Source organism: Dehalobacterium formicoaceticum (genome assembly GCF_002224645.1).
Taxonomy (GTDB): domain Bacteria; phylum Bacillota; class Dehalobacteriia; order Dehalobacteriales; family Dehalobacteriaceae; genus Dehalobacterium; species Dehalobacterium formicoaceticum.
Genome location: NZ_CP022121.1, coordinates 1,432,777 through 1,446,465 on the forward strand (window position 1 = coordinate 1,432,777; position 13,689 = coordinate 1,446,465).

At 43.5% G+C, this 13,689-nt stretch carries 15 protein-coding genes and 1 riboswitch; of the genes, 13 read left to right on the forward strand and 2 right to left on the reverse strand.

Annotation, left to right across the window (positions count from 1 at the left end):
• The first annotated feature begins 35 nt into the window (after window positions 1-35).
• Window positions 36-1,313 carry a DUF6612 family protein gene (locus CEQ75_RS07090; RefSeq protein ID WP_089609706.1) on the forward strand — a complete coding sequence of 426 codons (1,278 nt, stop codon included), beginning with the start codon at window positions 36-38 and terminating at the stop codon, window positions 1,311-1,313.
• Between the two features lie 4 nt (window positions 1,314-1,317).
• On the opposite strand, the gene CEQ75_RS07095 is transcribed toward CEQ75_RS07090, so the two are convergent.
• Entirely contained in the window at window positions 1,318-1,647 is a 330-nt protein-coding gene (locus CEQ75_RS07095; RefSeq protein WP_089609707.1) for a YnfA family protein, read from the reverse strand.
• A 137-nt stretch (window positions 1,648-1,784) separates the two neighbouring features.
• On the opposite strand from CEQ75_RS07095, the gene CEQ75_RS07100 reads away from it, so the two are divergent.
• The 12 genes from CEQ75_RS07100 to CEQ75_RS07155 all read left to right on the forward strand — a co-directional run bounded on the left by CEQ75_RS07100 (window position 1,785) and on the right by CEQ75_RS07155 (window position 13,267).
• A complete protein-coding gene (locus CEQ75_RS07100; RefSeq protein ID WP_089609708.1) occupies window positions 1,785-3,416 on the forward strand; it encodes a putative manganese-dependent inorganic diphosphatase in 1,632 nt (543 codons plus the stop codon).
• 72 nt (window positions 3,417-3,488) lie between these two features.
• On the forward strand, window positions 3,489-3,839 hold the full coding sequence (gene ylxM, locus CEQ75_RS07105) for a YlxM family DNA-binding protein (RefSeq protein ID WP_089609709.1): 351 nt from the start codon (window positions 3,489-3,491) through the stop codon (window positions 3,837-3,839).
• An 8-nt stretch (window positions 3,840-3,847) separates the two neighbouring features.
• Window positions 3,848-5,203 carry a signal recognition particle protein gene (ffh, locus tag CEQ75_RS07110; RefSeq protein WP_089609710.1) on the forward strand — a complete coding sequence of 452 codons (1,356 nt, stop codon included), beginning with the start codon at window positions 3,848-3,850 and terminating at the stop codon, window positions 5,201-5,203.
• 85 nt (window positions 5,204-5,288) lie between these two features.
• Window positions 5,289-5,549 (forward strand): 30S ribosomal protein S16, encoded by a 261-nt coding sequence (rpsP, locus tag CEQ75_RS07115; RefSeq protein ID WP_089609711.1) that lies wholly within the window; start codon window positions 5,289-5,291, stop codon window positions 5,547-5,549.
• A gap of 38 nt (window positions 5,550-5,587) precedes the next feature.
• Window positions 5,588-5,815, forward strand: a complete 228-nt coding sequence (locus tag CEQ75_RS07120; RefSeq protein ID WP_089609712.1) for a KH domain-containing protein — start codon at window positions 5,588-5,590, stop codon at window positions 5,813-5,815.
• A 161-nt stretch (window positions 5,816-5,976) separates the two neighbouring features.
• A complete protein-coding gene (rimM, locus tag CEQ75_RS07125; RefSeq protein WP_157677359.1) occupies window positions 5,977-6,480 on the forward strand; it encodes a ribosome maturation factor RimM in 504 nt (167 codons plus the stop codon).
• Window positions 6,481-6,492: 12 nt separating this feature from the next.
• Complete coding sequence (gene trmD, locus CEQ75_RS19330) at window positions 6,493-7,785, forward strand: tRNA (guanosine(37)-N1)-methyltransferase TrmD (protein WP_089609714.1); 1,293 nt, start codon at window positions 6,493-6,495, stop codon at window positions 7,783-7,785.
• 372 nt (window positions 7,786-8,157) lie between these two features.
• Entirely contained in the window at window positions 8,158-10,815 is a 2,658-nt protein-coding gene (locus CEQ75_RS07135) for a cation-translocating P-type ATPase (RefSeq protein ID WP_089609715.1), read from the forward strand.
• A 39-nt stretch (window positions 10,816-10,854) separates the two neighbouring features.
• Window positions 10,855-10,963, forward strand: a riboswitch (TPP riboswitch).
• A gap of 108 nt (window positions 10,964-11,071) precedes the next feature.
• Entirely contained in the window at window positions 11,072-11,716 is a 645-nt protein-coding gene (locus CEQ75_RS07140) for an HAD family hydrolase (protein ID WP_089609716.1), read from the forward strand.
• The gene (gene thiD, locus CEQ75_RS07145) at window positions 11,716-12,492 is read left to right on the forward strand and encodes a bifunctional hydroxymethylpyrimidine kinase/phosphomethylpyrimidine kinase (protein WP_089609717.1); all 777 of its coding nucleotides are present in this window, start codon (window positions 11,716-11,718) and stop codon (window positions 12,490-12,492) included. Before CEQ75_RS07140 ends, thiD begins: the two co-directional genes overlap by 1 nt.
• A 112-nt stretch (window positions 12,493-12,604) precedes the next feature.
• Window positions 12,605-12,802: a type II toxin-antitoxin system HicA family toxin gene (locus CEQ75_RS07150; RefSeq protein ID WP_089609718.1), complete on the forward strand. Its 198-nt coding sequence runs from the start codon at window positions 12,605-12,607 to the stop codon at window positions 12,800-12,802.
• A gap of 36 nt (window positions 12,803-12,838) precedes the next feature.
• Complete coding sequence (locus CEQ75_RS07155) at window positions 12,839-13,267, forward strand: type II toxin-antitoxin system HicB family antitoxin (RefSeq protein ID WP_089609719.1); 429 nt, start codon at window positions 12,839-12,841, stop codon at window positions 13,265-13,267.
• On the opposite strand, the gene CEQ75_RS19500 is transcribed toward CEQ75_RS07155, so the two are convergent.
• A complete protein-coding gene (locus CEQ75_RS19500) occupies window positions 13,227-13,544 on the reverse strand; it encodes an MFS transporter (RefSeq protein ID WP_089609720.1) in 318 nt (105 codons plus the stop codon). The genes CEQ75_RS07155 and CEQ75_RS19500 overlap by 41 nt on opposite strands.
• Window positions 13,545-13,689 lie beyond the last annotated feature (145 nt).

A 13,689-nucleotide genomic window follows, 5' to 3' on the forward strand; every position in this document is an offset into this window, starting at 1 on the left:
AAGAACAGAGGAAAAGAATGAAAGGAGGAGATGGTATGAAGAAAAGGTTTTTTGGGATGATCCTGGTAATGTTGTTGGCTGTCTCGGGTACAGCATGGGGCGCAGAGGATGACGGTACCTTTACCAGGGGAGATTTTGCCGCCATGTTGGTAGACGCAGCTCAACTGACAGGAGAGGAAGGGGATCAAGGTCCGGCTTCTTTGCTGGTGGAAAAAGGAATTATTCAGGGATATCCGGGAGGAGATATGGGTTTGGAAAAAGAAATCTCCCGCCTGGAAGCTGTCAGTTTTGTGGGACGGACCTTGGGGCTGAAGGATGATATAAGTCCGCCGGAACAGGGTAATGCTCCTTTAGACGCCACACATTGGGGCTATAATCTTTATTCCTGGCTCAATTATCATGGCTTGATCACAGGAGAACCCGGCGACATATTAAACGCGGAAGAAGGGGCTGCTTTTCTGAATAAGGTCTTTACTTCCCAACCGGAAGCGCTTCAAATCGTAGAAAAAACTCAAGAAGCTGTTCAGGCAAAGAACCAGACCTTGAGTATGGTTTTGGAGGGCACCATGAAGATGACCCCAAGATTAGGGGTAGCGGGTGCCGAAGAAATTCCTCTCGGGGATTCGAAGATGAGAATTGAACAGGAAATGGTATTGCCGGATCAGATCCATCAGAAAATTACCATGACGATGGTCCTGCCGGGCAGCGGGGAAGAAACGATGACGATGGAAACCTATATGGCTGGCGGTGAGATGTATCAACAGCTCCCAGATGAGGAAATCGGAACCATGAAATGGTACCGTTATCCAAAAGAACTGATGCCTGATCTGAAGGAAATCATGGAAATGGCTGAAAAGCAGGGGAATGCTATCCCGTCGGAATTAGAAGAGTACCTTCATTATAATTTGCTGGGGACGACACAGGTTGGCGGAGAAGAGGTTCACCGAATCGCTTTTTATGGCCGTATCGATGATCTCAGCAAATTCTTAAACGCCGCCATGGGTCAATTTGGGGATAATGCGGATTTACAGCAAGCCATGAGCCAGTCTATAGAAATCATTGATTCTATAACCTACTGGGGTATTGAACATATCGGTGTTGCTGACTATTTACCCCGCAATGCCGAACTTAACATCATCATGACATATAGTGATGAATTCATGGGAGAACCCATGCCCATCAGCGCTTTGGAGATGATGATGAATTTTGAGGAGTATCGTTATGGGGATGATTTGGTGATTCAGGTTCCTCAGGAAGCATTAGATGCCCCGATGCTGGAGCTGCCGGACATGAACCAGCCCATGATACAGTAATTGTTTATCCTTGCCGTGGTGCCCAAAGAATCACGGCAACGCCTGCCAAACAAATGAGGGCGCCAATCCAATCATAAATGTCCGGGGTTTTGCGGTCAATACCCCAACCCCAGAGGACAGAAAGTATGACAAAAACTCCCCCGTATGCGGCATATACTCTGCCGAAACTGGGGAATTTTTGTAATGTAGGAATAATTCCGTACAGAACTAAAATCAGACCTCCCGTCAGGCCGTACCAGGCAGGTCTGGATTCTCGGAGCCATAGCCAGATCAAATAGCCGCCGCCGATTTCTGCCAGACCTGCCAGAATAAAAAGCATCACTGCATGGAGCATTACCTTTCCCTCCCTAATGAGTATTTCGTTCAGTATACACAAAAAGGGGAGCGGTGTCTATTTACTTATTTTAATAGTAAATGTATCATAAATGATAAGGATGATCTTCAGTCAAAAACTAAAAAAGGGGTCAAAAAATGCCAAAGACGATATATGTATTGGGCCATAAAAACCCGGATACGGATTCCATTTGTTCTGCCATTGCCTATGCGGAGTTAAAAAGAAAGCAGGGTTTGGCGGCCGTACCTGGCCGGCTAGGTGAGCTGAATCAAGAAACGGAGTTTGTCTTGAACTATTTTGAGGTGGAAGCACCCCAATTAGTGAAAACGGTCAAAAAGCAAGTCTCAGACTTAAATATGGATGTGGTGCCTAGCCTCTCACCAGAGATTCCGATCAAAACAACCTGGAACGTTATGAAAAAATCCAATTTAAAATCCCTGCCCGTGGTGGATGATAATGAACGACTCTTGGGCGTAGTGACCTTATCGGATATCACAGAAAAATATATGGATGCGGTGGATAATAATATGATTGCGGCCAGTAAAACTCCTTTGGGCAATATCGCTGATACCTTAAATGCTAAAATTATTTGGGGGGAAGAAAAGGATTATAATACCACCGGCAAGGTTTTGATCCTGGCGGCTGATCCTTCTCAGTTGGAATTCTTTGTGGAAGAGGGGGATATTGTCATTGCCGGTAATCGCCGGGACAGTATTGTAAAAGCCATGGAGTTAGGAGCCAATTGCGTGATTTTGACCTGTCAAAACGAAGACGATCCCTCTCTGATTGAGGCTGCTCAAACGGCGGGCTGCATTTTAATGACCACCCAAACTGATACTTTTACGGCGGCCCGTTTGATTAACCTGAGCATTCCCATCAGTTATGTGATGACCACCAAGGAGTTAGTAAAATTCTCTATTGATGATTTTGTGGATGAGGTTAAGGAAACCATGATGACGACGCGTTATCGCAGCTATCCTGTGGTTGACAAAAATAATAAGGTGTTAGGCTTTATCTCACGCTATCATGTGATCTCACAAAATAGAAAGCAGGTTATTTTAGTAGACCATAATGAGATGGGTCAAACAGTGCCGGGTATAGAAGAGGCGGAAATTTTAGAAATTATTGATCACCATCGATTAGGGGATATTCAGACAGGCAAACCGATTTTCTTTAAAAATGAACCGGTGGGTTGTACCTCAACCATTATTGCCAATATGTATTTTGATGGCGGCATCAAACCTTCAAAAAAAATGGCCGGGCTGATGTGTTCGGCGATTTTATCCGACACCTTACGCTTTCAGTCTCCCACCTGCACTTATCTGGATCGGGTTACGGCGGAGAAATTAGGGGAAATCGCCAATATTGATATTGAGTCCTATGCTCTGCAAATGTTCAAGGCCGGTTCCGGTCTGAAAGGTAAAAGCCCCCGGGAAATACTTCTTGATGATTTTAAGGAACTGACTTTTAATAAAGGAAGAATCGGCATTGGCCAGGTTTATACCATTGACCGGGAGAGCATAGAAGAAATGAAGGCGGATTTGTTGTCCTTTATGGCCAGCTTTTGTCAGGATGGCAACTATGGTTTAATCCTTCTTTTAATTACCGATATTATTAATCAGGGTTCCGAAATTCTCTTTGTGGGAAAATTAAAGGATGTGATCGGAAAGGCTTTTGACGTACAGACTATGGAACATAGCGTATATTTGCCGGGAGTTGTCTCCAGGAAAAAACAGGTAATACCAAATATCAGCACCGTATTGGAATAATGCTTGACAAAGCAGGATTGCTGTTATAAAATGTGTAAAGTAAAAATACTTAACAGGCGGGTGAAAATCAGGATGAAAAAATTAGCCCGCATGACCATGCTTTACGATTTTTATGGGCGGTTATTGACCAAAAGGCAGCAGGAAATCATGGAAATGTTTTATGAAGATGACCTGTCCTTGTCGGAAATAGGGGAAGAATACAGTATTAGCCGTCAGGCCGTTTATGATCTGTTAAAAAGAACGGAAAAAAATTTAGAAGGTTATGAAGAAAAGCTTTCTTTAATGGATAAATTTGAAAAGCAGCAGGGTAAAATAGTTGATATTGGCGCATTGGTCACAGAACTGCGCAAAACCGGAAATTTGGATTTATTGGAGCAAATTGAGTTTATCATTCAGGAAATCAATGACCTGGAAAGAAAGTAGGTTTTAAAATGGCTGTTTTCAGTTCTTTAGCGGATAAACTGCAGGAAACATTCAAAAAGTTAAAAAATAAAGGGAAGTTAACGGAAGCAGATGTGGCGGAAGCCATGCGGGAAGTGCGGGTAGCTCTTCTGGAAGCAGATGTGAACTTTAAAGTGGTCAAAGATTTTGTGGGCAAGGTGCGGGAACGGGCAGTAGGACAGGAAGTTTTGGAGAGTTTGACGCCGGGACAGCATGTGGTAAAAATTGTCCATGAAGAATTAACTTCCTTAATGGGCAGCAGTCAGTCAAAAATTGTAATTTCTCCTAAACCACCCACGGTGATTATGTTAGTAGGCTTACAGGGTGCCGGGAAAACCACCAGCGGCGGGAAACTGGCCAATTACTTAAAAAAACAGGGGCGACAGCCCTTAATGGTAGCGGGAGATATCTATCGGCCGGCGGCCATTAAACAATTGCAGGTCTTAGGGGAGCAATTGCAGATTCCGGTCTTTAGTTTGGGGACAGATGTTAGTCCGGTGGAAATAGCCCGTCAGGCGATGGAAAAAGCTTCCGCCCAAGGCAATGATATGGTCATTATCGATACGGCGGGACGTTTGCATATTAATGAAGAATTGATGGATGAGTTAAAAAACATCAAAGCAACGGTGCATCCCCATGAAATCCTTCTCGTTGTGGACTCCATGACCGGGCAGGATGCGGTTAATGTAGCCGAGTCTTTTAATCAGGAGCTGGGCATTGACGGCTTGATTTTAACCAAATTAGACGGAGATACCAGGGGGGGTGCCGCCCTTTCTGCGAAAGCTGTCACCGGTAAGCCCATCAAGTTTGTGGGGATGGGAGAAAAATTAGATGCTTTGGAACCCTTTTATCCCGAACGGATGGCCTCGCGCATTTTAGGCATGGGAGATGTGCTGACCTTAATAGAAAAAGCTCAGGTCAATTATGATGCCAAAAAAGCTAAGGAAATGGAAGAAAAGATGCTTAAGGCAGACTTCTCCTTAGAAGATTTTTTGGATCAGATGCAGCAATTTAAAAAAATGGGTTCCGTCCAGGATCTCTTGGGCATGATTCCCGGCTTGGGCGGAAATAAAAAATTAAAAGATCTGCAAGTGGATGAAAATGAATTTGTCAAGATTGAAGCCATGATTCAATCCATGACACCCCATGAACGGAGGCATCCCGAGATCATTAACGGCAGCAGAAAACAGAGAATTGCCCGGGGCAGCGGTTCCAAGGTGCAGGATTTGAATAAGCTGCTCAAGCAATTTGCCGACACCAAGAAAATGATCAAACAATTCGGCGGCAGTGCTATGATGAAAAAAGGCAAGAAAGGAAAGCTGCCCTTTAACCTGCCCTTTATGTAAACATGGTGATAAAAAGCAGGGGCGGATGGCAGTGATCAGATAGATTTTTTCGCAGTAATGGATTATATTAAGGGAGGTGAAAAAATTGGCAACAAAAATCAGATTAAAAAGAATGGGTGCGAAGAAAGCTCCTTTTTACAGAGTAGTGGTAGCAGATTCCCGCTCCCCCAGAGATGGCCGCTTTATTGAAGAAATTGGTTTCTACAATCCGACGAAGCAACCGGCAGAATACCAAATCAACGAGGAAAGAGCTCTGAAATGGCTTTCCGACGGCGCAGCGCCTTCTGAAACAGTAAAAGCCTTATTCAAAAAGGCCGGCGTGATGAAAAAATTTGCTGAACAATAATCGGGTCTTAACTATGCAACTGGGGGTAATAGTTAAAAATGAGGGAATTAGTGGAATATATAACCAAATCCCTAGTGGAAAATCCAGATGCAGTTTCCGTAGAAGTTAAGGAAAAAGATAATCATACTGTATTGGAGTTACGGGTGGCGCCGGAAGACATGGGCAAAGTCATCGGTAAACAAGGACGTATTGCCAAAGCAATCCGCACCGTGATCAAAGCAGTTGCCACCAAAGAAGGGAAAAAAGTAAGCGTAGAAATTATTTGAAAAAGGGGGCAGCTGGTCCCCTTTTTTGCATTTTCATAAAGGATAAACTTTTAAAGCTTGTAATTAACAATTTTCTTTAGATTTTTCGAATGAACCAGTAATCATCACGGAAATGATTATGATTATATAGATCAATAATTGCGACGAAAGGAGACTAGATATTGGAAAAGATTATTATCGGGAAAATCCTTTCACCCCATGGTGTGAAAGGTGAACTTAAAGTAATGCCTTTAACCGATTACCCGGATCGGTTTTATCGTACCCCTCGTGTATGGATTGACGGCATCAATCATTTAGTGGAAATGGAAGAAATAAGGGAGCAAATGGACAAATTTCTGATTAAATTTCACGGGGTGGACGATCGTGACGAGGCAGCAAAATTAAGTAATCGCCATCTGGCCATTGATCAGGAACAGATGATTGAGCTCCCGCCCGGGCATTTTTATCACTTTCAAATTATTGGGCTTCAAGTTTATGAACCGCAGGGAACTTTGCTGGGAGATTTGGTTGAGATCATTGAAACAGGGTCCAACGATGTTTATGTGGTAGAGAGAGCCGGAAAAAAGGATTTATTGATTCCGGCGCTGAAAAGCATTGTACGGGAAATTGATATCCATGATCAAAAGCGTATGGTCGTTGATTTGCCGCCGGGATTGGACGATTAGAGGTGGAAAGCTTTGAGAATTGATATTTTAACCCTTTTTCCGGGGATGTTTGCCCCACTCAAGGACAGTATCTTGAAAAGGGCGGGAGAAAAGAGTCTGGTGGAAATCAATGTGATTAATATTCGCGACTTCGCTTTTAATAAGCATCGCATGGTCGATGATGTTGTTTATGGCGGGGGTGCAGGTATGGTCATGAAACCGGAACCGATTTTTGAAGCCATCCAAGATATTAAAGCATCAACAAACTCCTCCCCGCGTATTATTATTACCAGCCCCCAAGGGGAGCTTTTCAGCCAGAAAAAAGCTGCAGAATTATCTCGGGAAGAGCATTTGGTTTTTCTCTGTGGTCATTATGAGGGCATAGATGAACGCATCAAGGAAATCTTCCGGGCCGAGGAACTTTCTATCGGAGATTTTGTTCTCACCGGTGGGGAGCTGCCCTCGATGGTCATGGTTGATTCTTTGGTACGGCTGTTACCCGGCGTTTTAGGTGATGATCTTTCCTCATCTGAGGAGTCTTTTGAGGAGGGTCTGTTGGAATATCCTCACTATACCAGACCCCAGGAATTTCAGGGGCTCAGGGTTCCTGAAGTTTTGTTGGGGGGGCATCATAAGGAGATCCGGGTTTGGCGCCGGCAGCAATCTTTAGAAAAAACCTGGAAAAACCGGCCGGATTTATGGAAAAAAGCTCCTTTGGGCCCGGCAGATTTGCAGCATATGGAGAAGATCAAGGGACCGGTGAATGAAAATATCCGCCTTTTTACCGCCTTGGTACATTACCCCGTTTATAATAAAAAGGGAGCCGTAATTAATACATCTTTTACCAATTTGGATTTACATGACATCGCCCGGGCTTCCGCCACTTTTGGTGTGGAGAAATATTTTGTGGTGCAGCCGATTCATGCCCAGCATGAATTGATCCATACCTTGATTAATCATTGGATAAAAGGTTTTGGCGCCCGCTACAATCCGGATCGGAAAACAGCCTTGACCAGACTCAACTTGGTCGATTCAGTAGAAGAGGTCAAATTACAAATAAAAGAGGAGTATGGCAGTTTACCGCTGGTGATTTCCACTGCGGCCAAAGCTTATGCACAAAATATTGGTTATGAGGAATTAAAGGATGTAATGGAACGTCAGGAAGGCAACTATCTGATTCTCTTTGGTACCGGATGGGGGCTGGAAGAATCCTTGATTGAAAATTCGGATTATGTTTTAAGGCCGATTTATGGACCAGGTGTCTATAATCACTTATCTGTGCGGAGTGCCGCCTCCATTGTTTTAGATCGCTTAAGAGGAGAATAGTTGGAATATTAATGGAAGATTGTTCTTGCACCGTATCAAAATTTGTGGTAAGATTAGTTAGAAGATGAAAGTTAAAAGTTCATAGTTATTCCGTGGGGGAGTAGTTTGCAAAGCTATCGCGATGCGGTAAATCAACATTATGGTCGTTTTCGGCCTGGTTTACCTTGATGAACGAGACTCATGGGTGGTTTTTAAACTGCCTATGAGTCTTTTATTATATTTATCCTGATTCTTGCTGTTTTTGGGCATGCTAAATGAAAAAGCTAGCTCAAATCGAAAGGAGAAAAATAAAGGAGGATTTAATCCATGTGATCCTAATGAAAGTAAGGACGAAATGATGTGTTAAAAAATTCAGTTAAAGGAGCGATGTCTATGTGGTTTTCAAAATCCCAGGAAGAGGCTTTAAAAGAACTGGAAGTAAATCCGGCAATCGGTCTTACCAGTGAAGAAGCCCAGGAGAGATTAGAAAAGTACGGGGAAAACAAGTTAAAAGAGAAACCGAAGAAAAGCATCATAGCCCTCTTTTTTGCCCAATTAAATAATATGTTAATTTATGTTCTTTTGGGCGCTGCTGCTATCACCATGGCGATTGGTGAATATGTTGATTCGGTGATCATTCTTTTAGTAGTCATTTTAAATGCTGTGATCGGTGTGTTCCAGGAATATAAGGCAGAGAAAGCCATAGAGGCACTGCAAAAATTGACCACGCCCAGATCCCTGGTCAGACGAGACGGGGATATCAAGGAAATCGATTCAACAGAAATCGTTCCGGGAGATATCGTGATTATTGATGCCGGCCGATATATCCCGGCCGATCTTCGGCTAATTGAAAGTGTTAACCTGCAAATTGAGGAATCCGCCCTGACAGGGGAATCCGTACCTTCGGATAAAAATGCCCGGGATATTCATGAAGATCCCAAAACGCCTATTGGAGACAAGTCGAATATGGCTTTTATGTCCACCCTGGCTACATATGGTCGTGGTGAAGGTTTAGTTGTAGGTACGGCTATGGAAACAGAAATCGGGAAAATCGCCAAGATTCTGGATGAGGATCATGAAGAGATGACTCCTTTGCAGAGACGTTTGGACGAACTGGGGAAAATTTTAGGATTCTTAGCCATTGGTGTTTGTGCGCTCATCTTTGTTATTGCCCTTTTCCAGGACAGAGAAATATTTGACATGTTCTTAATCGCCATCAGCTTAGCCGTAGCGGCGATACCCGAGGGTTTAGCAGCAATTGTTGCTATTGTTTTGGCCCTGGGTGTGACCCGAATGTCTAAGATCAACGCCATTGTCAAGAAGCTGCCGGCTGTGGAAACCCTGGGCTCCGTAAATATTATCTGTTCTGATAAAACAGGTACCTTGACGCAAAACAAGATGACCGTTGTAAAGCAATATACCTTAAACCATTTCCAGGAAATACCCCCAGGGGAAACCAGCCTTCAGGGAACCCAAGATGAGCAGGAATTAATTAAATCTTTTGTCCTCTGCTCCGATGCTACCTATGAAAATGGGGAAGGTACGGGAGATCCCACCGAGGTTGCCTTAATTGTTCTTGGCGATAAATTCCAACTGGCGAAAAAAGCATTAAATGACAAGCATCCCCGGGTGGGGGAAAAACCCTTCGATTCCGATCGCAAACTGATGTCAACCTTGAATCAGGAAGGTAAGGGGTACCGTGTCCATACCAAAGGAGCCTTGGATAATATTTTAAAAATCTCCACCCATGCTTTGGTGGACGGTGGGATTGTACCTCTAACGGAAGAAATGAAAAAAACGTACCTGAATGTGGCAGAGGAGATGTCCAATGATGCTCTGCGGGTTCTGGGTGCAGCTTTTAAGGATACCAATTCCGTCATCCCACCGGAAGAAATGGAAGAAAATCTGGTCTTGATCGGCTTTGTGGGCATGATCGACCCCCCCAGACTGGAAGTGAAGGATTCTATTCACCAAGCCAAATTAGCCGGAATTACTTCCGTGATGATTACGGGAGATCATAAGAATACAGCCGTGGCCATTGCCAAAGAGCTGGGGATTGCTGAATCCATCGACCAAAGCATCACCGGAACAGAGATTGATCAATTATCCGACGAGGAATTCAGCCATAGAATTAAAGATATCCGCGTTTTTGCTAGGGTATCACCGGAACACAAGGTAAAAATCGTCAAGGCCTTCAAATCCCATGGTAATATCGTCTCCATGACCGGTGACGGGGTAAATGATGCTCCTTCCCTGAAATATGCAGACATTGGTGTGGCAATGGGCATTACCGGCACCGATGTTTCCAAAGGTGCCAGTGATATGATTCTGACGGACGATAACTTCTCCACCATTGTCAATGCCATTGAAGAAGGAAGAAACATCTATAACAATATCAAAAAGTCAGTGGTCTTCCTGCTCTCCTGTAACCTGGGTGAAGTGATTGCCATTGTGGCCTCCATTCTCTTCGGCTGGCCGGTGCCGTTACTTGCGACTCAAATTTTATGGATCAATCTGATTACAGATTCATTGCCGGCCATCGCCTTGGGGGTAGACCCGGGAGATAAGGACGTGATGAAACAAAAACCGAGAAATCCGAAGGAAAGCTTCTTTGCCCACGGGGCCGGATTCCGCGCTGTTCTGGGTGGTACCTTAATTGGGATCTTAACCTTAACAGCCTTCTACTTTGGCTTAGCTGAACATGGCTATAGTTTAGGTTCACGGGATATTCCCGAAGATATCTTAACTTATGCCCGCACCATGGCCTTTGTTGTTCTGGCGGGATCACAATTGTTTTATTCCTTGTCCATGAGAAATGAAATCAAGTCCATTTTCCAAGTTGGCTTGTTTACCAATAAGTATCTCGTTGGAGCCATCATTGTCGGTTTTATCCTCCAGTTAGGTGTGATTTCGGTGCCCTTCCTGGCGGAAGCCTTCAAAGTGCAGAATTTAAGCCCCTTGGATTGGAGTATTGTCATTGGTTTCTCTTTAATTCCATTGACTGCTAATGAGATTATTAAAATCTTTATGAGGACTGGTGCCAAGAATTAAAGATTTGACAACTGCTGTGTTTTATTATATGATGTTTTTAATTTCATACAGGGGAGCTTGTTGATGCAGGCTGAGAGGAAGCACATCAGCTTCGACCCTTAACCTGATTTGGATAATGCCAACGGAGGGAACTCACCTAAAGACGAAATGGGATACACTTTTTGGTGTATCCCATTTTTAATATTTTCAAAAAGTATAAGTGCTGTTTTCTTTATAGGTTCAAGCTTGATGGTACAGCAAAGGAAGTGTTTGTAAAATGAAGATCAAATATGCTATTTTCGATTTGGACGGAACGCTGCTGGATTCCATGCACATCTGGGATAATATCGGCGGGAAGTTTCTGGAATTGTATGATATTACACCGGAACAGGAGCTGGAGGAAGTTTTAAAGCCTTTAAGTGTCAAAGATGCTGCCTCCTATTTAAAGACCAGCTATGCACTGGATCTGGATGAAAATCAAATCGCCGATCAAATCTTTGGTTTAGCAGAAAAAGAATATCAGGAGAACATCATCCTTAAGCCTCGGGTGGCAGATTATTTAAAAAAGCTTTATTCCCAAAAGACAAAAATGTGTGTGGCTACAGCTTCTGATCATGGCACCACGGAAGAGGTTCTGGACCGTTTGGGGATTCTCAGGTATTTTGAATTTGTCATAACCTGCCCGGAAGTGGGATGCGGCAAAGAAAGCCCCCGGATTTATCAGTTGGCAGCTCAACGTCTGGGCTGTGATCCCATGGAGGTTGTGATTTTTGAAGATGCCCTGCACTGTATCAAAACTGCCAAAGATGCCGGCTTTTATGTGGTAGGGGTAAGGGACAAATCTACAGAGCAGGAAAAAGAGGAAATCGAGAGCTTGTGTGACTATTACATTAATTCCTTTGATGAAATGGGGGCCATCTAATGAAAAAAGTATTAACCATTGCCGGTTCCGACTGCAGCGGCGGTGCGGGGATTCAAGCAGATATTAAGACGATGACGGCACATAAAATATATGCCATGAGCGTGATCACCGCTTTAACGGCGCAAAATACCACCGGTGTTTATGGAGTCTTGGATGTTGCTCCGGATTTTGTCGGACAGCAAATTGACTGTGTAATGACGGATATTTTTCCTGATGCTGTAAAGATCGGTATGGTTTCAGCTCCATCCATTATCCTGAAAATTGTTGATAAATTAAAAGAATATCAGGCGCAAAATATTGTGGTGGATCCGGTGATGATTTCTACCAGCGGAAGCAGGCTTCTCAGTGACGATGCCATGGAAGCCTTAATGACTCAGCTGATCCCTCTGGCGCTGATTATTACGCCAAATATTCCGGAGGCGGAATGCCTGGCGGATATGAAGATTCATTCCAAGGAGGAAATGGTGCGGGCTGCACAAAAAATCGGCGAATCTTATTCTGGGCATATTTTAATCAAAGGGGGCCATTTAAAAGACTCTGCCGATGATTTACTGTATCATCAAGGGGAGCTCACCTGGTTCCCGGGGAGAAAGATCGCTAATGAAAACACGCACGGCACAGGATGCACTTTGTCCTCCGCGATTGCATGCAATTTGGCGGAAGGGTACGGTGTTCTGGAAAGTGTGCACATGGCAAAGGATTATATTATCTGTGCCTTGGAGGCCAAACTTAATTTGGGACAAGGCAGCGGACCCTTGAACCATTGCTGCTGGTGATGGTGAAAAAAGCAATTCGACTTTTTCGAATAAAACATTTCACACATTTCACACAATCTCCTTGACACGTATAGTAATACGTGGTAGAATATATTTGTCAGGACGGTGCTTCATGAAGTCATATTCTTCAAGGGAAATAATTAGGATAATAAAGAACGACGGTTGGTACTTCGTAAGTTCTGTCGGAGACCACCATCACTACAAACATCCAAATAAAATCGGTAAAGTAACAATAACGCACCCCGTTAAAGACATCCCGATAAAAACCTTAATGAATATAGAAAAACAGGCAGGGATTAAGCTTAAATAATACCTGCACAAGCCATATCTTGGAAGGGGTTTTAATATGAAAAAAGATTATTATATCTACCCTGCCATATTTGACTTTGGTGGTGACGGCATTTCAATTGAGTTTCCAGATCTCCCTGGGTGTATTCCTTGCGCAAAAACAACCGAGGAAGCAATAAAAAACGCAAAAGAAGCTATGGCTCTTCACTTATGGTCAATGGAACAGGACGGTGACCCTATTCCAGATCCTACCCCGGTTGACAAGCTAAGGTTTGAACCAAATCAGATTTCTATGTTAGTCGAAGTCAATATGCCTATTTACCGGGATGCAATTGAAAATACTTCTGTAAAAAAGACTTTAACGATTCCTCAATGGTTGAACCGTGTTGCCGAAGAAAATAAAGTTAATTTTTCTCAGGTTCTTCAAAGCGCATTGAAAAGCCATCTCAGCTTAGAATCAAAGAGGAAAGCAAAAAAGCAGTCCTAAACGACTGCTTTTTTGCTTTCCTCGCAAGGGGGTATTCCGGGTTTTGGAGTTTAACGTTGCGCCTGATATACAGTACAATAAGGGCTGTTAGTACACCGACAAGAAATACTGCACGCCAGCCAAATGCCGGTTGAACAACCATGACAACCAGCGCGCCCAAAATACTGCCCCATGCAAAACAACTTTGCATAACACTGCCAGCCTTAGATCGTTGTTTAGCAGGCCCAGTTTCTGAAAGTAAGGTTGCCGCGACTGCCCATTCTCCCACGCTCTTCATTAGAAAATCTTTATCGAAAGAAATCAAGGAAATAGGTAACAAATATGGTCCGGTAAAAAATATAGAAAACGGGCTGGAATAACTTGTAAGATATATTTGCAGCAGTTATAATAATATAAAATATAACATTATAAATTGGTGAGAA